Source organism: Paraburkholderia panacisoli (genome assembly GCF_008369935.1).
In the GTDB taxonomy this organism is placed as follows: domain Bacteria; phylum Pseudomonadota; class Gammaproteobacteria; order Burkholderiales; family Burkholderiaceae; genus Paraburkholderia; species Paraburkholderia panacisoli.
Window position 1 is genome coordinate 221,583 of the sequence record NZ_VTUZ01000001.1, and the last position, 19,193, is coordinate 240,775.

Consider the following 19,193-nt stretch of genomic DNA (forward strand, 5'->3'; position numbering starts at 1 on the left):
ATGTTCCTGAGCATCCGTGCCGACGGCGGCGACAGCGGTGACCGCTCGCCCTGGGGCGAGTTCTGGTTCGCGCCGGTCCCGTTTCGCGGCACGAAGGACCTCAACGGCGAGCAGGCGATGCGCCTTACAGCGGTCTACGCGTGCGTACGCGTGCTCGCCGAATCAATCTCGATGCTCCCGTTCGTGCTCTATACCGAGGCCGACAGTGGCGCGAAAACGCCGAACCGGAATCACTGGCTCTACAAGCTGTTCGCGGTGCGGCCGAACGACTACCAGAACCCGATGGAATTCCGCGAGATGCTACAGGGGCATGTGGCGCTGCGCGGCAACGCGTTCGCACGCATCTATAGCAACCCGGCCGGCGAGGTCACGGACCTGATTCCCCTGCACCCCGACCGGATCACGATTGAGATGCTGTCCGACACGAACTGGCGCTATCGCGTGCGCAACCGGGACAATAGCGAAACAATCCTGAACCGCGGCGACGTGTTTCATCTGCGCGGGCTGTCATCCGACGGCATCATCGGCCTGAGCCCTATTGAGGCGGCGCGTGAAAGCATCGCGACGGCGCTGGCCGCGCAGGACTACGGGATGCGCTACTTCCAGAATGATGCGACACCGGGCGGGTGGGTCGAGTTTCCCGGCCAGTTCAAGACCGACGAACAGCGCAACCTGTGGCGCGAACAGTTCCAGAAGTCACAGACCGGCCGCCACCGGCACAAGACGGCGGTGCTGGAAATGGGCATGAAGTATCACCCGATCCAGATCACCAATTCCGACGCGCAATACCTGGAGACGCGCAAGTACAGCGTGGGTGAAATCGCGCGCCTGTTTCGCATTCCGCCGCACCTGATCGGCGACCTGGAGCGGGCCACGTTTTCCAACATCGAGCAGCAGAGCCTTGAATTCGTGCTCTACACGCTCACGCCCTGGCTCACGCGCTGGGAAGAGTCGATCCGCTACACGTTTCTGGAGCCCCAGGACGGCCTGAACGTTGAATTCCCGTTCAAGGCGATGCTGCGCGGCGATGCGGCCGCGCGCGCGGCGTACTACCACAACGGCATCCTTGACGGGTGGATGACGCGCAACGAGGCGCGCCTGGCCGAATCGATGAACCCGCTCGACGGTCTGGATGAGCCGTTGCGTCCGCTGAACATGGTCGAGGAAAACGAGGCCGAGAAAGCGGAAAACGAACCGCCGGAAACGCCCGAACAGAAACCGCCGGGCAACCTGCCCGCGCCACCGCAGCCGACCAATGCGCCGGGCGTGCCCAAGGTGGTGCCGAAAGGTGACCTGCACGCCGACATGCGGTTTTTCGCGCTCGCTCGCGCCAACGCTGAACGTATCGCGCGCAAGGAAACCGCGATGGTCCAGGCGGCATTGCGCGCGCCGGATAGCGACACCGCGCTCGTCGAGCTATACGAGAAGCACGTCACGTTCATTGAGCAGGCGCTGTCCGTGCCGCGCGACGAAGCGCTCGCGTACTGCACGCAACGCCTGGACTTTTTGCAGACGCAGGGCCGGTCAATCGAGGTTGACCTGTTCAATGACAGCGCGTGCATGCAACTGACCCGGCTCGCCCTGGAGGGAACGATATATGAGACACGCGCTGCTGATTAATGAGTTCGTGGCGACGCCGTGGGCGATCCTGCCCGACCGCCTGAGCATCATTTCTGCCGTCATTGCGCGCTGGACGGCGGGGGAGGAAGCGGCGCCCGAAGTCATGGCGCAGGTTCGCGCCGACGCCGAGGCAGTCGAGGCACGTCGCGCCGAGGCAGCTAACACGGCCGCGCGCGTGGGCAATGGCGCGATTGCCGTCCTGCCGTTTTACGGCGTATCGGCGCAACGCACCACGCCGGTTCAGGACGTCAGCGGTTCGGGTTTGATGAGCATTGACCGCTACACGCAGGCGTTTCGCGCGGCGCTCGCCGACGATTCGATTGGCGGCATCCTGATCGACATGGACTCGCCGGGTGGCAGCGTGTACGGCGTCGCGGAGTTAGCCAATGAAATTCATTCTGCCCGAAATCAGAAGCCCGTTTTTGCTGTCGCCAACTCTCTTGCAGCAAGTGCGGCCTATTGGATCGCCAGCAGTGCAAGCGAGTTTTACGTTACCCCTGGCGGCGAGGTCGGATCAATCGGCGTATTTGCCGCTCACCAGGACATGTCACAGGCGCTCGAAAAGCAGGGCGTGAAAACGACGCTCGTGTCAGCGGGCAAGTACAAGGTCGAGGGCAACCCGTTCGGGCCGCTCTCGGACGACGCGCGCGCCGCGATGCAGCAACGGATCGACGCCTACTACGGCGCGTTCACACGCAGCGTCGCGAAGAACCGCGGCGTCGATGTCTCGCAGGTGCGCGAAGGCATGGGTCAGGGCCGGGTGCTCTCCGCACAGCAGGCGAAGGCCGAGGGCATGGTCGACGACGTCGCCACCTTCGACACGGTCGTACGCCGCCTCGCGAAAACCATCGGCCAGGGCGGCAGTCGCGCCGCCACGAACCCGAACCGCGCCGCTGCGATGCGACGCGAGATCGACATTCTGGGCGCTTAACACGCGGCGCCCGCGCTAATTCCCCGTTCCGAAGCAACGGCAACAGCGTATGCGGCCAACGCCGCAGGACGTGTCACGTCTATATGGAGCATCAACATGAACAAGACTCTCCGCGCGCTTCAACAGCGCAAGGCGCAGGCCGTGCAGGCGATGCGCGTGCTCGCGGACGCTGCCGCCGAACGCGACATGACGCCCGAGGAAACCACCGAGTTCGACCGGCTCTCCGCGCAGGTTCAGGGCTTGAACACGCAGATTCAGCGTGAGGAAGCGCTTCTCGAAGCCGAGCGCGATGTGGGCGTCGTGATTCCCGACAACGCGCGCATCGAAGTCGAGGACAACCGGCTTGCTGATCCGACGCGCGGCTTTGCCACATTCGGCTCATTTGCGCAGGCGGTACGCGGCGCGTCGATGCCGGGCAGTCGCAACGTGGACCAACGCCTGATGATCGGCGCAGCGGCACCCGCGACTTTCGGCAATGAGGCGGGCGGCCAGGACGGTGGTTTCCTCGTGCCGCCGCAGTTCTCGACCGAGATTTTCACCCTGTCGCTCGAAGAAGATGCCCTGTTGCCGCGCACAGACAGCAACCCGATTGGCGGCAATTCGATGGTGTTTCCGAAGGACGAAACGACGCCCTGGGGCACGGACGGCGTGCGCGCGTACTGGCAGGCTGAAGCGTCAGTTGCGACCGCAACCAAGCCGAAACTCGGCGTCTCGACCATGCGGCTCCACAAGCTGATGGCACTGGTGCCGATCACCGACGAACTGCTTGACGACGCCACGGCGCTTGCCGCGTATCTGCCGGGTCTGACGGCCCGCTCGATCCGCTGGAAAACCGACGAGGCGATCCTGTTCGGCGCGGCTAACGGCCAACCGCAGGGCGTGTTCCAGTCGAAGGCGCTGGTGGTGGTCGCAAAGGAAACCGGCCAGGCAACCAAAACCCTGTTGCCCGCGAACATCATCAATATGGTTACGCGCCTGCCTGCCGGGTCGTTTGGCCGCTCGTTCTGGCTGATGAACCCGGACGTCCTGCCCTCGCTCGACCAGATGGCGCTCGGCAATTACCCGATCTACATGCCGGTCGGCGGTGGCGTGGGCGGCATGCAGGTTTCGCCGTACGGCATGCTCAAAGGCCGTCCGATCTTCACCAGCGAACATGCGTCGGCATTCTCCTCGCAATCGGATGTCTCGCTGCTTGACCTGTCCTACTACCGCTCGATCACCAGTCGCGGCGGCATGCAGACGGCGACCTCGATGCACCTGTATTTCGATGCGGATGCAACGGCTTTCCGCACGACGTTCCGGGTCGACGGCGCGCCGAAACTCGAGAACCCGATCACGCCGCCCAAGAGCACGACCACGCGTTCGCCGTTCGTGACGCTGGCCGCCCGCTAATCCCTACCCCGACGAGGAAAAAATCATGTTTCCGATGAATGTGAAGGCAAGCGAACAGATCGCGGTGCTGGGGACGGTGAACCCGTCGAGCCAGGCGGCGGGCGCGGCGGTATCCGGCTGGATTTCCGTGTTGCAGTTCCAGAAGTTCCTCGCGCTCATTATGGTTGGCGCGATTGGCGCGAGCGGCACGGTCGACGCGAAGATCCAGCAGGCACAGGACGCGAGCGGCACGGCCGCGAAGGACGTCACCGGCAAGGCCATTACCCAACTCGCCGCGGCTGGCGGCGGCAATGTTCAGGTCGCCATCAATCTTGATGTGCAGGAACTGGATACGAACAACGGCTTTGCGTATATCCAGCTCTCAGTGACGACGGCGGTGGCGGCAAGCCTGACGGCGGCGATGGTGCTCGGGTTCAATCCGCGCTTCGCGCCCGCGTCTGACTTTAACGCGGCGACCGTCCCGCAGATCGTCGGCTGACCCTGTGGAGGAACCGGCGCCCACCAAAGCGCCGGTTTTTTTATGCCCGAACGACTCATATTGCCGCACGTCGGCGAGCCGGTCAGTCTGGACGAAGCGAAGCTGGCGTTGCGCGTGACCGACGATTCGCAGGACTTGAAAATCCAGGGGTTCATCACGTCCGCGCGCATCGCGGCCGAAACCAAGACGCGCCAGCAGTTATTGCATGCGCGATGGCAACTGGTCCTCGACCGGTTTCCGATGGCGGGTATCGGCACGCCATTGCCGTTTTGCGAGAACGTCAACATTCCGGGCTACGCGGCGATCTTTCCGCACGCGCCGCTGGTTAACGTGGTGAGCGTGACCTATCTCGACATGAACGGCACGCAACAGACGATGGACCCGGATGATTACGTGGTCAACGATGCGCTGACGCCGGCCATCATCACGCCGGGGTTCGGCAAGATCTGGCCGATCCCGTTGCCGCAGATCGCGGCGGTGCAGTTCACCTACAACGCGGGCTATGCGTCGCCGTTCAGCGTGCCGGTGGTGCCCGGCAACCAGATCAAGGTGACTGGCCCCGCCGCCTGGAACACGGGCGATACCGTGGAGTTCTACAACTCTGGCGGTGCGCTGCCGACGCCGCTTGAACCGAACACGCCCTACACGATAGGCGCGGCGACGGCGTCGCAATACGTGCTGGTCGATTCGTCGGGCGCAACTGTACAGATGACGGACGCAGGCGCGGGCCTGAATTTCATTGGCGTCGTGCCGCAGGTGATCCGCGACTGGATTCTGTTGCGCGTGGGCTCGCTCTACGAGAACCGCGAGGAAGTGCTGGTGATGACGCGCGGCCACGTCGAGCAGTTGCCGTTCATCGACAGCATGCTTGACCCGTACCGGATCTCACTGCCATGACGGGCGTATTTCTGCGCGCGGGCCAGTTGAACCGGCTCGTCTCGATCCAGCAGCGGGTGACTGCGCTCGACTCGTTCGGCGCGCAACCGCAGACGTGGATCGAAATCAAGAAGGTGTACGCCTACATCGAGGCACTAGGCGGCTCCGAACGCGCCGCAGCCGAAAGCGTCTCGACCGACGTTTCGCACAAGTTCACCGTGCGCTATGACGCGATCTTCACCGATCCCAAGGTTGCAGCGGCATATCGCATCGTCTACGCGAATCGCATCTTCGACATTCAGGCATGCCTGAATGCGGACGAGGCCAATCGCATCGTTGAACTGCTGGCGATGGAGGGCATGACCCTTGGCTGACCTCAAATATGTGAACGGCCTCGCCGAGATTCTCGACGCGCTCGAAGCGCTGCCGAAAAACGTCGCGAACAATATCAACCGTGGCGCGGCGAATGCGATGGCGATGGTCGTGCGCGACAAGGCACGCGAGCTGGCCCCGGTGTACTCGGGCAACGATCCGCGCGTCAGGGCCGGCCAGTTGAAGCGCAACATCATCGCGGTGCACAGCCGTTCTCTGTCCGGCACCGTGCGGCAGACGACCGTCGTCACCGTGCGCCGCGGCACCGGCAAGTACAAGAAGGTTGTGAAGGACAAGGTTGTCTATCTCGATGCGTATTACTGGACGTGGGTCGAATTTGGGCACTGGTATGTGCCGCCGCGCCCGAAGGCACCGGAAGGCGGCAAACGCCAGTCGCGCGCCGCATGGCGCAAGCAGCACCAGGGCGGTTCCGGCGCGATCTGGGTCGAGGCGCGCCCGTTCATCCGGCCCGCGTTGACGGCCGCCGCCGATGACGCGCTGAAGGCGGGCATTGCCTACTACAACCGGCGTATCGACGAGGAAGTCGCGAAGGCCGCGCACTTTGCCGCGTTCATGGAGAGCCGCGTATGACGCTCCAGGAACAGCTTGTCGCCTTGCTCGGGCCGCTTGCGCCGGGTGGCATCTCGCCGTCGGTCGCGATCCAGAACGTCACGTTCCCGTATCTCGTCTACCGGCGCATGCCGACGCATGTCGAAAACGTGCTGGACCCGGGCGGCAATCCACCGGCGGACAACACCATATTCGAAATCAGTTGCTGGGCGCGCACCTATCCCGACGCCGTGAACCTCGCGGCGGCGGTCACGCAGGCGATGCTCGGCTGGTCCGTGCCGAACATCAAGCGCATGGGCGATCACGACCTCGAAGAGGCGGATGTCAAGTGTTTTCGCGTTGTTCAGGAGTACTCGATCTGGGTTCCGGCCTGACCGTCAGAAGATTTTTTCACCAGCCCGCCGCGTGCGGGCTTTTTTTATGTCCGACAGAAGGAGCGTGCCGCTATGAGCAACACCGCAATTTCCGCACAGGGCTCGACGCTACAGGTCGCGACCGGCAGCGGCTCGCCGATCACGATCACGGCCGCCGCCGATGGCAGTCCGACGATTCTGACTGCCGCCGCGCACGGGCTTGCGCTGGGCGACGTGGGTACGATTTCCGGTTCGACCGCGCCGGCTGGCCTGAACGGTACTTTCCCGGTCATCGCGAAAACGGTCAACACGTTCGCGATTCCGCTGGACACGACGGGTGGCGCCGCGATGGCCGGTTCCCCGATCTTCACGCCCGCGCAATGGACCGGCATCAAGAACCTGAAGACCTTCAAGGGCATGGATGGCAAGGTGGCGAAGCTCGACGCGACCAACCTGTCCAGCACCGCGAAGGAATACATCTCGGGCCTGCTCGATCCCGGCCAGTTCAGCTTTGACGTGGACCTCGACGCGAACGATGCCGGTCAGACCGCGTTGCGCAATTTCCTCGCCACGGCGGCCGTCGTCTCGTTCAAGCTGACGCTACCCAATGCGCACACGGCGACTTTCCTGGCATTCGTTGAAACCTTCCCCTGGGACGGTGGCGTCGACAAGATCGTGACCGCGAGTGTGAACCTGATTATCAGCGGCCCGGTGACCTACGCATAAGGTGCGCAATGGCAAAAATCCTCAGCAAGACTGACATTCTCGGCCTGTCCGATCTGGCGACCGAAACCGTCGATGTTCCCGAATGGGGCGGCGCGGTGATTATCCGCACCATGACCGGCACCGAGCGCGACGCGTACGAGGCGAGCCTCATGCAGCGTGACGCGTCGGGCAACTACCGGGTCGATACCGTCAACATGCGCGCGAAACTGGTCGCGCACACGGCGGTCGATGAAGCGGGCGCGCTGCTGTTCGATCCGGCCACCGAGCTTGCGGCGCTCGCCGGAAAGAATGCGGCGGCCATCGAGCGGCTATTCGTGGTCGCGCAACGCCTGAACGGCCTCGCAGGCAACAGCGTGGTGGATGCGGAAAAAAACTCCGTGAGCGGCCTGCCCGGCGATTCTGCTTCCGGCTCGCCGCAACCCTCGGCATGACTGTGCGGCAACTGCTGGCCAATCTCGATAGCGCGGAGCTTACCGAATGGCTTGCCTACGACCGTATCGACCCCTTCGGCCAGTCGCGCGCCGACCTGCGTGCTGGCATCGTCGCGGCCACCGTCGCGAACTACGGCAATCGCGAACTCCGGGAACGGGCCAAACCCAGCAATTTCATGGCGTTCATTGAACGCGAACCGGAGCGCCCGATCCTGCTTCCCGACAGCGAGGCGCAATCGGCCCTGATCCTCTCGGCCGTGTTCAACCGCAAGGCAGCGTGAGCTATGGCACTTGGCACACTCGGCATTGAGCTATACGCGAGTTCTTCGCGCCTCGAAGGCGACATGGGGCGCGCCGCGCAGATTGTGGAGTCGCGCGCGCGCGCGATGGATGCGGCCGCCGCGAAGGCCGCGCGCAGCATCGAGAGCGTGGGCACCGCGGCCGCCTCGATTGGGCGCGTCGGCGGCATCCGCGAAGCCGCGAATGACATGCAAGGCCTGGAGCATGCGACCGTCGGCGCGCGGCGTGAAATGCTCGTGATCGCGCACGAACTTTTCACCGGCAACTTCAAGAAGGCCGCTGGCAGTGTGATGGTGCTCGGCGAGCGCATGGACTGGATGCACGCGATCATGTCGCGCACGGGCGCCATGATCGGTCTGACTGCCGGTGCGGTGCTGCTCTTTGCGACGGCGTGCATCAAGGGCGCAGAGGAATCGGCGAAGTTCGCCACCGCGATACAGCTGACCGGCAACTATGCGGGCCTCACCGAAGGCCAGTTCAACGACATGGCGAAGTCGGTCGCGGCCAGCGCGAACGTGACCATCGGCGAGGCGCGCGAACTCACCCAGGCGTTCGTCAGTACCGGTCGCTTCTCTGGTGTCGCACTCGAATCGGTCAGCATCGCGGCGGCCACGCTCGCGTCGATGACCGGGCAGAAGACCGAGGAAATCATCAAGGACTTCACGAAGATGACCGACGGCGTGCTCAAGTGGGCGCTGGAGGCGAACAAACAGTATCACTTTGTCGACGTGGCCCTGTACGAACATGTGAAGGCGCTCGAGGAACAGGGCAGGAAGGAAGAAGCCGAAGCGCTCGTGCTGGATGCGCTTAACAAACACCTTGGCGTCACGACGCAGAACCTCGGATGGCTGGAAAAGGCGTGGGACGGTGTGAAAGGCGCCGCGTCCGGCGCATGGGACGCGATGAAGGGCATTGGTCGCGACACAACGATCGATGACCGCATCAAGCAGATCAAGGACCAGCTTGAAGCGATCCCGAAAACCGGCATCATGGGCGGCGTGCGTCAACCCGGCGTCGATCCGCGCGCGGCACTCGAAGGGGCACTGCGCTCGGCGGTCAAGGAAAAGATGCGCCAGGATGATAACGCACTGCTGGAACAGCAGAAGTCCGCAGGCCGGGACCGGGACGTCGCGAACCGGGAGTTCTACGACAAGCTGATCAAGGACACGCGCACGCGCGAGCAGGAACGCGCGGATGCGATTCAGGATATCAACCGGCGCGCGGACCAGAGCCAGTGGTCGCCCGAAATGCGCGCGAAGGCGATTGCCGCGGCTGAAGAAAAATACAAGGACAAGAAAACGGGCGGCGGCACCGCGCACGCCGACCTGAGCGCCGCACTGCAACCCTTGCAGGCGCAGATGACGGAAGAAAACAAGTTGCTCACGCAACGTGAGCAGGCGTTGCAGCGGTATTACAAGGACGACCAGATCTCGATCCAGGGGTATTACACGACGCAGGAAACGATCATCGGCGCGCACATGAAGCGCGTGAGCGACCTGTACGATCAGGAAATCGCGATCCAGCGTCGCTATGCGGTCAATGCGAAGGACGCGGGCGCGCGCACCGAGGCACTGACCAAGGCAAGCGAACTGGCGGCGAAAAAGGAAGAGGGGCTGTCGGCGGATCGCGAAAAGCTCGCCGTGAACACCGAGGCGATGAGACGCGACACGCAGGGATATACGGACGAGGTTGAAAAGCTCACGGCCGCCCTGAACAAACTGCAAGGCCAGCCGGGTGTATCGGCGGGCGCGGAGTGGGACCGCACGCACAAGAAACTCGTCGATCAGGCAAAGGCCGCAGGTGATGTGGGCACGCAGGGCACGCTCGCGCAGGACCGCGAAGCCTTCATTGCGCAGCAGACCATGAATGACCTGAAGGTGCGCGCTCAACAGATCGAGGAAAACCTCGCGATCACGGAAAAGACGATCAGCCTGCAAACGCAGACCGGCCAGGAAACCGAACTGCAAGGCATGACTGACATTGGCACGGCCCGTCAGAAAACGATTGACCAATTGAATGTCATCAACGCGCAGATGCAGCAGATCGCCGCGAATAGCGGTCTGCCCGCGTTGATTACCGAAGCGGACCAGTTCAAGTTGAAAGTTGACGAACTGGCGGCATCGAGCAACGTGCTCGGCAAGACGTTCAACGATATTTTCCAGAACAGCTTCGCGAAGTTTATCGACAACGCGATCACTGGCACCAAGTCGTTCAAACAGAATTTCCTCGACATGGCGAATTCCATCGAACAGGCGATTGCGCGCATCGTCGCGCAAGACCTTGCCGCCAAACTGTTCGGCGTCGGCAACAGTGCTGGCGGCAGTGGCGGCGGCGGTCTGATCGGCCAGTTGTTGGGCCTGTTCGGCAGTTCAGGCGCGGCCGGCGCAAATGCGGCAGCGGGCGCGGGCGTTGAGGTCGGCGGCGCAATCGACACGGCAATGCCGATGGTAGTCGCCGCGCTCGCGTCAGGCGGTCCCGCTTACGGCGGCGGCATGTATCAGGTCAACGAGAATGGTCCCGAACTGCTGACCGTGGCGAACAAGACCTATCTGATGATGGGCGATCAAGGCGGCAAGGTCACGCCGATGGGCGATAGTGCGGCTGGGGGTCCGCGCAACACGTTCAATATGAACATCGCGGTTCCGCCTGGCACGACGCGCGCCACGGCGCAGCAACAGGCGAGCGAGATCATGCGGCACGCGCAGATCTCGATGGCGAGGAATGGCTGATGGCGACCTTCCTCGAATCGCCGCGCTTCCCGGACAACATCGCGTTTGGCGCAACGGTCGGCCCGACCTATCTGACGGTTGTCACGCCCGTCTATTCGGGCCGCGACGGGCGCATACCAGCGTGGAGCCAGTCACGCATCCGCTTCGAAGTCGGACGGCGCGCGATGACCGCAGCGGCGACCGCGGCGCTCGATGCATTCTTTCGCGCCGTCAAGGGCCGCGCATTCGGGTTCCGCGTGAAGGACTGGACTGACTACTCGGCGGACGTCACAACCGGCGTGCTGGTCCCGCAGGTCACGTCCGGCATCTATCAACTCGCGAAGCGCTATGTGACCGGCTCCCTGTCGGAGACGCGGCTGATCCAGAAGCCGGTTGCGGGCACCGTGCAGGTATTCAAGAACGGCGTGCTCATTACGTCGGGCCTGTCGCTCGACACGACAACGGGCCTTGTCACGATATCGCCTGTGCCGGGTGGCAGCGATGTTCTCTCATGGCTCGGTCAGTTCGATGTGCCGGTGCGCTTCGACGTGGACGAGATGAAGAAACAGATCATGGATCGCAACGGCGGGGCTGGCGATCTGCTCGTGGATTGGGGCTCAATTCCGCTCGTGGAAATTCGCATCTAAGGGAGAACGCCGTGATTGCACTGCTGGTATCGATACTCGTCGCTCTGCTTATTCTCGGGCTCATCTTTTATCTGATTTCGTTGATTCCGCTGCCGCCGCCATTCGCGCTCGCGGCGCGCGTCGTGTTCATCGTTATCTGCATTCTCGTCGTGCTCTATATCGCGTCGCCGTGGTTCGGTAATGCCGCACTGAGGTAATGCATGCGCACGATTCCGGCAGCGCTCGCCGCGCATCTGGCGGGCGACGTTCGCACTGTCTGCACGCTCTGGCTCGTCACGCGCACCGATGGCGCGCTAATCGGCTTTACCGACTTCGATCAGGACATTACTTACGGCGGGCAGCTATTTCGCTCGGCGGGCGGCTACACGCACTCGCAGATCCAGAGCGGCTCCGATCTGAGCACGTCCAATCTCGAAGTCGACGCGATTTTCGACAGCGATCTGATTACGCCGCAAAGTCTCGAATCAGGCTTGTGGGACTTCGCAAGCGTCGTGATTTCGCTCGTCAATTACAACGATCTGACGATGGGCGCAGCCGTGCTCGCGAGTGGCGTGCTCGGCCAGGTGACGATCCGCAACGGGGTCTACAAAACCGAACTGCGCGGGCTCGCGCAATTGATGCAGGAAGATTTCGGCGACGTGTACAGCCCGACGTGCCGCGCGATGTTCGGCGATGCGCAATGCACGACGGACCTGACTCCGCTCACGTTCAGCGGGAGCATCCAGAGCGTGACAGGCGCGACGCAATGGGCCGATGCGACGCTGACGCAGACGGGGCCGAATGCTTCGTTTGCCGATACGGTCGGGCACAGGATACCGACCATGTTTCCCTATACGGTTCAGATTGTGCCGCCGACTGGCGGCGCATTCGTCGCGACCGGCACCGTTAAGGATTCCTCGGGCGCTGTGTATTCGCAGGGCACTCCTGGACCGGGCGTTTTCTCCGTGTCGCCTACGGGCCTTTACACGTTCGATATCACGGCGGCGGGCGGCGAGATATTCATCGACTTCAGCTATCAGATCGGCTACTTCGCTTACGGCAAAGTAGTATTCACGAGCGGCCAGAACGCCGGTTTTGAAATGGACGTTAAAGCGTTCGCGCCCGGTCACGTCACGCTCGCGATGGCGATGCCTTATCCGCTCGCTGTCGGCGATACCTACACGATTGTGGCCGGGTGCGACAAGCTCTTTGGCACCTGTCGCGACCGCTGGAATAACGTGATTCACTTTCGCGGCGAGCCCTACATACCGGGTCAGGACGTGATACTTCGTCCGCAAGGCTGACCCACCATGAGCACTGCATCGCGCGAAGAGTTCGTGAAGGAAGCGCGCTCCTGGATCGGCACGCCCTACCAGCATCAGGGGCGCATCAAGGGCGTGGCGTGCGACTGCATCGGCCTCGTGATCGGCACGGCGCGCGCGCTCGGCCTGACGGATTACGACATCGATGGCTACGGCAAACGCCCCGATGGCAATCTGCGCCCGGTCATGGAGTCGCAGCTTGAAAGCGTGCCGCTCGACGCCGCGCAGGCGGCCGACGTCGTGCTATTCGCGTGGGCGTCGCATCCGCTGCATGTCGGCATCCTGTCGGACCCGTCACACGTCATTCATGCGTATCTGCCGAATCGGCGCGTCGTGGAAAACATCATCGATGAGCGCTGGCGCGCGCAGATCGTCGCGGCGTATCACATGCCGGGGGTTGTGTAATGGCACAGCTTGCAATCTCGGCAGTCGGCGCGGTCATCGGCGGCATTCTCGGCACGTTCGTTTTTCCCGGCGTCGGCACCGCGGCCGGCGCGGAAATCGGTTTCGCGATTGGCGGCATCATCGGCTCGCTCGTCATCCACCAGAAGGGACCGCAGCCGGGCGATCTGCGCGTGCAGGATAGCGCCTACGGCAAGCCGATACCCGTCATTTACGGGATGTACCGCGCAGCGGGCAACGTCATCTGGGCCGGTCAGCCGCTCAACGAAAGCGACAGCGGCAAGGGCAGTCCGCCTAGCGGCGCGAAAGTCTCGATGAGTTTTGCGGTCGGCATCTGCAAGGGACCGATAACCGCCGTGCGTCGCATCTGGGCAAACGGCAAACTCATTTACGACATCAGCAACCCGAGCAACTTCCAGGCGATCAGCGGCAGTGCGCAGATGACGACGAACTTCGTCGTGTACCTGGGCGATGAGAACCAGATGCCTGATCCGGTGATGGAGGCCGCGCTCGGCAGCGGCAACGTCCCGCCGTATCGCGGGCTCGCTTACGTCGTGTTCAATCTGCTCGATCTCTCGCCGTGGGGCAATTACATGCCGTCGCTGGCGTTCGAAGTCACGACGACGCAGCCGACGCAAAGCTATTGCCAGAATATGCAGGTATGGACGCAGAACGCGCCGAACATGATTGGCATGATGCCCAATCTGAAAGCGTCCGGCACCATTCTCACGTCCTACAACTTTTTCACTTTCTACAATGGCATTCATTCGGCCCAGTTGACGCCTTACGGTGCGTTTGTCTATGGTCCGGTCAACACGCCAGCCGACCGGCCTTCGGGCCTCGGTTCGCCAAATGGCACGTCCGACGTCGACGGCCTCCTGAGCGTTGATGCGAACAGCGTTATTGTCTGGTATGACGCCTTCACCGGCGTAATTGAATATACGGGCTATGGCGGCGGCGTCACGTCGTTCGTGCGCAATCTGCTCGATCTGTACGTGACGGACGGCAGCACGATTACCTATTGTCTCGTTTCGCTCGACCCGCTTACGCGAATCAACGGCGTTTCACCCCTTACCGGCACGCAGCTTTACATCGTCGGCCTGAGCACGAACTATCTGTACGTGATCGACAAGGCGACGCACGCGCTTTACCAGCTACACCGCAATACGATGGTTGTCGTCAATTCGTGGGTCAATGCGTTCTTTGACGTCAATATCACGGTCGGTTGTGTGCTGGATGATTCGCGCCTGTATTTCCTCAAAAGCGGTTCAACGAACTTCTATCAATACAGCACGGCGAATAATTCGACCTCGGTTATCGGGCAATGGACGGCGACCGTAGGCGTAAGCACGCAATCGCTCAAGGCGATCAACAGCCAGTTTTTTGTCATGGGCTCGGTTACGTATACGTTCGGCGCGTATCTTGGCTATCTATGGCTTGGCGCCAATCAGAACGACACGACTTTGTCAGCCATCGTTGCTGATATCTGCAATCGCTCGGGCCTGTCGCCGTCGCAATACGATGTGTCGCAGCTTACCGACCGCGTGCAGGGCTATGCGCTTACGAACCATTCGAACGCACGCTCGAGTCTCGCGCCGCTGATGGCGACGTACTTTTTCGATGCGTGCGATTCGGACGGCATATTGCGCTTCGTGAAGCGCGGCGCGGCCCCGATTGTGACGATTGCGTACAGCGACCTTGGCGCGTCCAGTTCGCTCGGCGACGACGCGAACCAGAACCCGGTGACGGAAGTCGTGAGTGACGAAGTCAATCTGCCGCGCACGCTCGCATTCAGCTACACGGCATTGAATAACGATTACCAGATCAACACGCAGCGCGCGTTTCGCGGCAGCACGAGGTCCGTCAAAGACCTGACGATGGCCGCACCGATTGTGCTCGCCGACGATCAGGCGCTGATGCGTGCTCAGGTGATGATGTGGGCCGCGTGGGTCGGGCGCAAAACATACACGTTCAGCACGCCGCTGAATTACCTGCAACTCGAACCCGGCGATGTCGCCGTGCTGCCGGGCGACAAGGGGCAGGCATATACGGTGCGCATTGTGACGGGTCAATACGACGGGCAAGGCTCGCTCGTGTGGAGTGCGGCGCAGGAAGAACCGGACATATACCCCAGCCCGTCCTATAGCGTGCAGGGTGGCTCGCCGTCAGGCTTTACGACTCAGAATATCGACTACAGCGGGCCGAGCGTGCTCGTCGTCCTCGACGTGCCGCCGCTGCGCGACACCGACACGTCGCAAGGGCTTTATGTCGCGGCGTGCGGCTACGCGTCAAACTGGCCTGGCGTGATGGTGGACATATCGCGCGACGGCAGCATCTATGCCGAGCTCACGCGCATCGTCAACGCATCGGCGATGGGCACGGCATCGAACGCGTTGCCGAACTTCGCGGGCGGCAATCAGCCCGACGAACTCAGCACGGTTTCGGTTGTGCTGTACAGCGGCACGCTCGCCTCTGTGAGCTATAGCGATTTTCTGGCCGGACTGAACGCGGCCTATATGGGCGGCGAACTGTTCTATTTCAGAACCGCGACGCAGACCGGTGCGACCACTTACACGCTTTCAGGTCTGCTGCGCGGGCGTGCGGGCACTGAGTGGGCGATGGGCTCGCATGTGAGCGGCGAGCAGTTCGTGTTTCTCGATCCGGCGAAAGTCATCAACATGACGATCAACCTGACCGACATCGGCGCGACGCTCTTTTTTGAGTCGCATCTGATGAACCTGTTCGCGAGTCAGCCCGCCACGCCGCAAACGGAAGTGCCCGCCGTCGCGCGTGTCAAGCCGCTATCGCCCGCGCTGTTCGTCGCCGGGCAGGGTAGCGCGTCGAGTCTTTCGGATATTTCGCTGTCGTGGATTCGGCGCGCGCGCGTGCATGCCGCATGGAACAGTGGCGCGGACGTGCCGCTCGATGAATCGGCGGAAAGCTACACGCTCAACATTTACAACGGCGCGACGCTGAAGCGCACTGCCACGATTCCGGCGGCAACGTCCTACACGTACACGGCGACGAACATCAACGCTGATGGTTTCAGCATTGGCAACACGATCACCTTCACCGTCGCCCAGAACAGCGATCAGGGCGTGCTTGGCTACGCCGCCACGACGACGATTACGAGGTAAGCAATGTCCAATAGCACGACGCTACTCGATCAGATTCTGAGCAATCAGGCTGCGAAAGAAGTGCTCGCGAACGCGCTGTTTGATGCAATGTCGCCCGCGTCAATCTGGGGGCGGCATGCGAGCGCGTGCAGCGGTCTGACGTGGGGATACTACGGCGGACAGTATGGCGCGAACGCCGTCGCAAACGGGACCGTCACGCTAACCGCGAGCACGACGAACTACGTCTACGCGGACAACGCGACCGGCGCGGTCAGCGTCAATACGACGGGCGTCCCGTCCGGGAAAATTCCGCTTTATACCGTCGTTACTGGCACGACGACGGTTACGAGCTATACGGACGTTCGCAGCTATGCGCCGCAGTCACAAGCGGGCGCTTCGTTTGGCAGTCAGACGGCAAACTATGTGTTCGCGGGTCCGACTAGCGGCGCCGCGGCGATTCCAACTTTCCGCTTGCTCGTCGCCGCTGATTTGCCTGTATTCGTCGCGTCGGGCGCAAGCCATGCGGCGGGCGCGGTTCCCGATCCCGGCTCGACGGCGGGCTCTGCGCGCTATCTTCGCGAAGACTGCACCTGGCAAGTTCCGCCGGGTTCGGGCGGCTCTAGCACGCTTTCCGGCCTTACCGATGTCAGCGTTACGGAAGGCGCGGGCATAAACGGCTATTCGCTCACGTGGAACAATTCAACCGGTAAATGGGTTGCGACGAATGTAAGCGCCGGGTCGGGCATGTCTGATGATGCCGTCCACTATTCGGGTGCTAATCACCCGACTATCACCGGTTTCTCAACGCAGCAATCAACCAACATGACGGGCGGCGTAAATACGCTTGCCAACCTCGCGAGCGGTCGCGGCTTCACACATACGATTCAACCGCCGTCAACGGCCGCCGCCGAATACCACAGCTACATAACGCAACCGGTCCCGGCTGGTTCTAGTTGGGCCATCATTGCAATGATGGCGTGGAACGCCGGGACGTATCAAACCTATAACAAGGCCGGTTTGTTGGTTATGGACGCTTCCGGCAATTGGGTTGCGTTCGGTCATTCGTTCGCCAATACGGGCCAACAGGGGCGCGGCGCATATCTCGCAGCAGCGGGCCTCAACACGACGCCGACCAACGTTCCGATTAGCGGCGTCCCGCCCGCCGGTCCTCCCTGCTGGTTCAAGCTCACTTATGCGTCGGGCGGCAATTTCGTTTTCTATACGTCCGTCGATGGCGAAACTTGGGTGCAGCGCTACAGCGTAAGCGTTACGGCGGTCATCGGCACGCCGACGAAAACGGGCCTTTATAACAATTGCAACGATCAAAGCGGCGTCGCTGTCGCCAACATGTCTTGCGTCCTTTCTGTGTATCACTATTTCCAAGGCTGATTCGAAAACATCATGGCAAATTTCGATCATGCATTCGCAATCGTCGTCGGCATCGAAGCGGGCTATGTGAATGACCCGCACGATCCGGGCGGCGAAACAAAGTTTGGCATTTCGAAGCGCGGCTATCCGAATGTCGATATCGCCAATCTGACGCTGAACGACGCGCAGGCGATCTATCAACGCGACTACTGGAACGCGGTGCAGGGCGACGCGCTGCCGTGGCCGCTCGCGTGCTACGTGTTCGACTCCGCAGTGAATCAGGGTCAGCCGACCGCCAAGCTACTGCTACAGACGGCGCTCGGCGTCAAGGCAGATGGCGTGATCGGCCCGGTCACGCTGGCGGCGGCGTCGCGCGCAGGTGCATATCAGAACGCGTGTTTCATGTCGACGCGCGCATTCGAGTACATGAAGGCTCGCAATTTCCAGCAATACGGGCGCGGATGGTTCAACCGCCTGTTCGAGATAGCGGAGGCGTCAAATGGCGTGGGCTGACATATTGCCGGTGCTCGAAAGGGTCGCGCCGACCATCGCGACGGTTGCGGGTACACCGTTGCTCGGCGGCGCGGTCGCGGCGCTGGAAGTGGCGTTCGGCCTGACGCCGAAACCCGACACGTCGCTCGATGCGCGGCAGGATGCCGTCGCCCACGCGGTCAGCGGATCGACGCCGGAACAACTGGCGGCGATCCGCAAGGCCGATCAGGACTACGCGACGCGGATGGCCGAAGCTGGCTTCAAGGATAAGGAAACGATAGCGCAACTGGCGCTGGCCGAAACACAGACCTATGTTTCCGACACCCAGGACGCGCGCCGCGCGAATGCCGCGAATGTGCGCGTGTTCTGGCTCGGCATCGTCGTGCTGTGCACGTTCGCAACAATGTCGGTCGGCTCGCTGTACGGTGCCTACGCGCTTCTTACGGGCGCCATGCCGCTCAAGGATGCAGCGCTCGTGGGCATGGTCGCGGGCTTCGTCGGCACGATCATTGGCTATGTGGCGGCGAACGCGACGCAGGTGATCTCGTTCTACTTTGGCAGTTCCAAGGGCAGCGAGCAAAAGAGCGAGGCGATGGCAACCGCCTTCACGCAGGCGTTCGGCGGCAATCCGGCGCCTGTGACGGCGAAGGTCGCAACTGCTGGTTAAGGCGGCATCGTGTTCAGCGAACGCGCGGGAACCATCGAGGCACAGATCGAGGCGAACCGTGTCGCGATAATCGCGACGCGCGAACTGGTCGATTCAAAAATTAATACGCTGCGCTTCGAGGTGACGACCGGGCTCGCGTCACTCAAGGAACTGAAAGCGCACGATCTCGCGCATATGGACCAGCATGCCGTACTGGTGGCGGAAGAGGTCAAGCGGCGGCTCGACCAGTTAGAGAAAGAGATTGCGCGACTGGATGCGACGAATCGCGATTACGTGCTGCGCGCCGTGTACGAGAAAGACGAGGAACGGCTCTACAGTGAGCGGCGCGATTCGCTCGCGGCGCGTGAGCATGGTCGGCGCGCGATGACGATGGCGCTCATATCGGCGCTTGTGTCCGTGTTCAATATCGCCGTGAGCGTCATCCTGCATTACCTGAAGTAGCC

General features: G+C 62.2%; 21 protein-coding genes. All 21 read left to right on the forward strand.

Annotated elements, in window-relative coordinates; genetic code table 11:
* The 21 genes from FVF58_RS01030 (at position 1) to FVF58_RS01130 (ending at position 19,191) form a co-directional block, all read left to right on the forward strand.
* Positions 1 to 1,620, forward strand: a complete 1,620-nt coding sequence (locus FVF58_RS01030) for a phage portal protein (RefSeq protein ID WP_149668093.1) — start codon at positions 1 to 3, stop codon at positions 1,618 to 1,620.
* A complete protein-coding gene (locus tag FVF58_RS01035) occupies positions 1,598 to 2,551 on the forward strand; it encodes a S49 family peptidase (RefSeq protein WP_149668094.1) in 954 nt (317 codons plus the stop codon). The genes FVF58_RS01030 and FVF58_RS01035 overlap by 23 nt, the downstream gene beginning before the upstream one ends.
* 96 nt (positions 2,552 to 2,647) lie before the next feature.
* Positions 2,648 to 3,943, forward strand: coding sequence for a phage major capsid protein (locus FVF58_RS01040; protein WP_149668095.1), 1,296 nt, complete (start codon positions 2,648 to 2,650; stop codon positions 3,941 to 3,943).
* Between the two features lie 25 nt (positions 3,944 to 3,968).
* Positions 3,969 to 4,421: a hypothetical protein gene (locus tag FVF58_RS01045; protein WP_149668096.1), complete on the forward strand. Its 453-nt coding sequence runs from the start codon at positions 3,969 to 3,971 to the stop codon at positions 4,419 to 4,421.
* A gap of 42 nt (positions 4,422 to 4,463) precedes the next feature.
* Positions 4,464 to 5,318: a phage head-tail connector protein gene (locus FVF58_RS01050; RefSeq protein WP_149668097.1), complete on the forward strand. Its 855-nt coding sequence runs from the start codon at positions 4,464 to 4,466 to the stop codon at positions 5,316 to 5,318.
* On the forward strand, positions 5,315 to 5,671 hold the full coding sequence (locus tag FVF58_RS01055; RefSeq protein ID WP_149668098.1) for a phage head closure protein: 357 nt from the start codon (positions 5,315 to 5,317) through the stop codon (positions 5,669 to 5,671). The genes FVF58_RS01050 and FVF58_RS01055 overlap by 4 nt, the downstream gene beginning before the upstream one ends.
* Complete coding sequence (locus FVF58_RS01060; RefSeq protein WP_149668099.1) at positions 5,664 to 6,260, forward strand: HK97-gp10 family putative phage morphogenesis protein; 597 nt, start codon at positions 5,664 to 5,666, stop codon at positions 6,258 to 6,260. The genes FVF58_RS01055 and FVF58_RS01060 overlap by 8 nt, the downstream gene beginning before the upstream one ends.
* Complete coding sequence (gp17, locus tag FVF58_RS01065; protein ID WP_149668100.1) at positions 6,257 to 6,613, forward strand: tail completion protein gp17; 357 nt, start codon at positions 6,257 to 6,259, stop codon at positions 6,611 to 6,613. The genes FVF58_RS01060 and gp17 overlap by 4 nt, the downstream gene beginning before the upstream one ends.
* A gap of 72 nt (positions 6,614 to 6,685) precedes the next feature.
* The gene (locus FVF58_RS01070; protein WP_149668101.1) at positions 6,686 to 7,318 is read left to right on the forward strand and encodes a phage tail tube protein; all 633 of its coding nucleotides are present in this window, start codon (positions 6,686 to 6,688) and stop codon (positions 7,316 to 7,318) included.
* Positions 7,319 to 7,326: 8 nt separating this feature from the next.
* Positions 7,327 to 7,749 (forward strand): hypothetical protein, encoded by a 423-nt coding sequence (locus FVF58_RS01075; RefSeq protein WP_149668102.1) that lies wholly within the window; start codon positions 7,327 to 7,329, stop codon positions 7,747 to 7,749.
* 2 nt (positions 7,750 to 7,751) lie between these two features.
* A complete protein-coding gene (locus tag FVF58_RS01080) occupies positions 7,752 to 8,030 on the forward strand; it encodes a DUF4035 domain-containing protein (RefSeq protein WP_246216892.1) in 279 nt (92 codons plus the stop codon).
* Positions 8,031 to 8,033: 3 nt separating this feature from the next.
* The gene (locus tag FVF58_RS01085) at positions 8,034 to 10,778 is read left to right on the forward strand and encodes a phage tail length tape measure family protein (protein WP_149668103.1); all 2,745 of its coding nucleotides are present in this window, start codon (positions 8,034 to 8,036) and stop codon (positions 10,776 to 10,778) included.
* Positions 10,778 to 11,404, forward strand: a complete 627-nt coding sequence (locus FVF58_RS01090) for a DUF2460 domain-containing protein (protein WP_149668104.1) — start codon at positions 10,778 to 10,780, stop codon at positions 11,402 to 11,404. The genes FVF58_RS01085 and FVF58_RS01090 overlap by 1 nt, the downstream gene beginning before the upstream one ends.
* Positions 11,405 to 11,415: 11 nt before the next feature.
* Positions 11,416 to 11,601, forward strand: coding sequence for a hypothetical protein (locus FVF58_RS01095; RefSeq protein ID WP_149668105.1), 186 nt, complete (start codon positions 11,416 to 11,418; stop codon positions 11,599 to 11,601).
* 3 nt (positions 11,602 to 11,604) lie between these two features.
* Positions 11,605 to 12,687 (forward strand): DUF2163 domain-containing protein, encoded by a 1,083-nt coding sequence (locus tag FVF58_RS01100; protein ID WP_149668106.1) that lies wholly within the window; start codon positions 11,605 to 11,607, stop codon positions 12,685 to 12,687.
* A 6-nt stretch (positions 12,688 to 12,693) separates the two neighbouring features.
* Positions 12,694 to 13,110 carry an NlpC/P60 family protein gene (locus FVF58_RS01105; RefSeq protein WP_149668107.1) on the forward strand — a complete coding sequence of 139 codons (417 nt, stop codon included), beginning with the start codon at positions 12,694 to 12,696 and terminating at the stop codon, positions 13,108 to 13,110.
* A complete protein-coding gene (locus FVF58_RS01110; RefSeq protein WP_149668108.1) occupies positions 13,110 to 16,244 on the forward strand; it encodes a phage tail protein in 3,135 nt (1,044 codons plus the stop codon). Before FVF58_RS01105 ends, FVF58_RS01110 begins: the two co-directional genes overlap by 1 nt.
* Before the next feature lie 402 nt (positions 16,245 to 16,646).
* Positions 16,647 to 17,612, forward strand: coding sequence for a DUF1349 domain-containing protein (locus FVF58_RS51155; RefSeq protein WP_188130678.1), 966 nt, complete (start codon positions 16,647 to 16,649; stop codon positions 17,610 to 17,612).
* 12 nt (positions 17,613 to 17,624) lie between these two features.
* Entirely contained in the window at positions 17,625 to 18,104 is a 480-nt protein-coding gene (locus FVF58_RS01120; protein WP_149668109.1) for a glycoside hydrolase family 108 protein, read from the forward strand.
* Positions 18,091 to 18,750: a hypothetical protein gene (locus FVF58_RS01125; protein ID WP_149668110.1), complete on the forward strand. Its 660-nt coding sequence runs from the start codon at positions 18,091 to 18,093 to the stop codon at positions 18,748 to 18,750. Before FVF58_RS01120 ends, FVF58_RS01125 begins: the two co-directional genes overlap by 14 nt.
* A gap of 9 nt (positions 18,751 to 18,759) precedes the next feature.
* Positions 18,760 to 19,191 carry a hypothetical protein gene (locus tag FVF58_RS01130; RefSeq protein ID WP_246216893.1) on the forward strand — a complete coding sequence of 144 codons (432 nt, stop codon included), beginning with the start codon at positions 18,760 to 18,762 and terminating at the stop codon, positions 19,189 to 19,191.
* The last annotated feature ends 2 nt before the right edge of the window (positions 19,192 to 19,193 follow it).

What these genes read in the sequence shown, in the direction of transcription:
- FVF58_RS01030 (WP_149668093.1), top strand. Translation starts at nt 1, where the DNA reads ATGTTCCTGAGCATCCGTGCCGACGGCGGCGACAGCGGTGACCGCTCG.
- FVF58_RS01035 (WP_149668094.1), top strand. Translation starts at nt 1,598, where the DNA reads ATGAGACACGCGCTGCTGATTAATGAGTTCGTGGCGACGCCGTGGGCG.
- FVF58_RS01040 (WP_149668095.1), top strand. Translation starts at nt 2,648, where the DNA reads ATGAACAAGACTCTCCGCGCGCTTCAACAGCGCAAGGCGCAGGCCGTG.
- FVF58_RS01045 (WP_149668096.1), top strand. Translation starts at nt 3,969, where the DNA reads ATGTTTCCGATGAATGTGAAGGCAAGCGAACAGATCGCGGTGCTGGGG.
- FVF58_RS01050 (WP_149668097.1), top strand. Translation starts at nt 4,464, where the DNA reads ATGCCCGAACGACTCATATTGCCGCACGTCGGCGAGCCGGTCAGTCTG.
- FVF58_RS01055 (WP_149668098.1), top strand. Translation starts at nt 5,315, where the DNA reads ATGACGGGCGTATTTCTGCGCGCGGGCCAGTTGAACCGGCTCGTCTCG.
- gp17 (WP_149668100.1), top strand. Translation starts at nt 6,257, where the DNA reads ATGACGCTCCAGGAACAGCTTGTCGCCTTGCTCGGGCCGCTTGCGCCG.
- FVF58_RS01070 (WP_149668101.1), top strand. Translation starts at nt 6,686, where the DNA reads ATGAGCAACACCGCAATTTCCGCACAGGGCTCGACGCTACAGGTCGCG.
- FVF58_RS01075 (WP_149668102.1), top strand. Translation starts at nt 7,327, where the DNA reads ATGGCAAAAATCCTCAGCAAGACTGACATTCTCGGCCTGTCCGATCTG.
- FVF58_RS01085 (WP_149668103.1), top strand. Translation starts at nt 8,034, where the DNA reads ATGGCACTTGGCACACTCGGCATTGAGCTATACGCGAGTTCTTCGCGC.
- FVF58_RS01090 (WP_149668104.1), top strand. Translation starts at nt 10,778, where the DNA reads ATGGCGACCTTCCTCGAATCGCCGCGCTTCCCGGACAACATCGCGTTT.
- FVF58_RS01100 (WP_149668106.1), top strand. Translation starts at nt 11,605, where the DNA reads ATGCGCACGATTCCGGCAGCGCTCGCCGCGCATCTGGCGGGCGACGTT.
- FVF58_RS01105 (WP_149668107.1), top strand. Translation starts at nt 12,694, where the DNA reads ATGAGCACTGCATCGCGCGAAGAGTTCGTGAAGGAAGCGCGCTCCTGG.
- FVF58_RS01110 (WP_149668108.1), top strand. Translation starts at nt 13,110, where the DNA reads ATGGCACAGCTTGCAATCTCGGCAGTCGGCGCGGTCATCGGCGGCATT.
- FVF58_RS01120 (WP_149668109.1), top strand. Translation starts at nt 17,625, where the DNA reads ATGGCAAATTTCGATCATGCATTCGCAATCGTCGTCGGCATCGAAGCG.
- FVF58_RS01125 (WP_149668110.1), top strand. Translation starts at nt 18,091, where the DNA reads ATGGCGTGGGCTGACATATTGCCGGTGCTCGAAAGGGTCGCGCCGACC.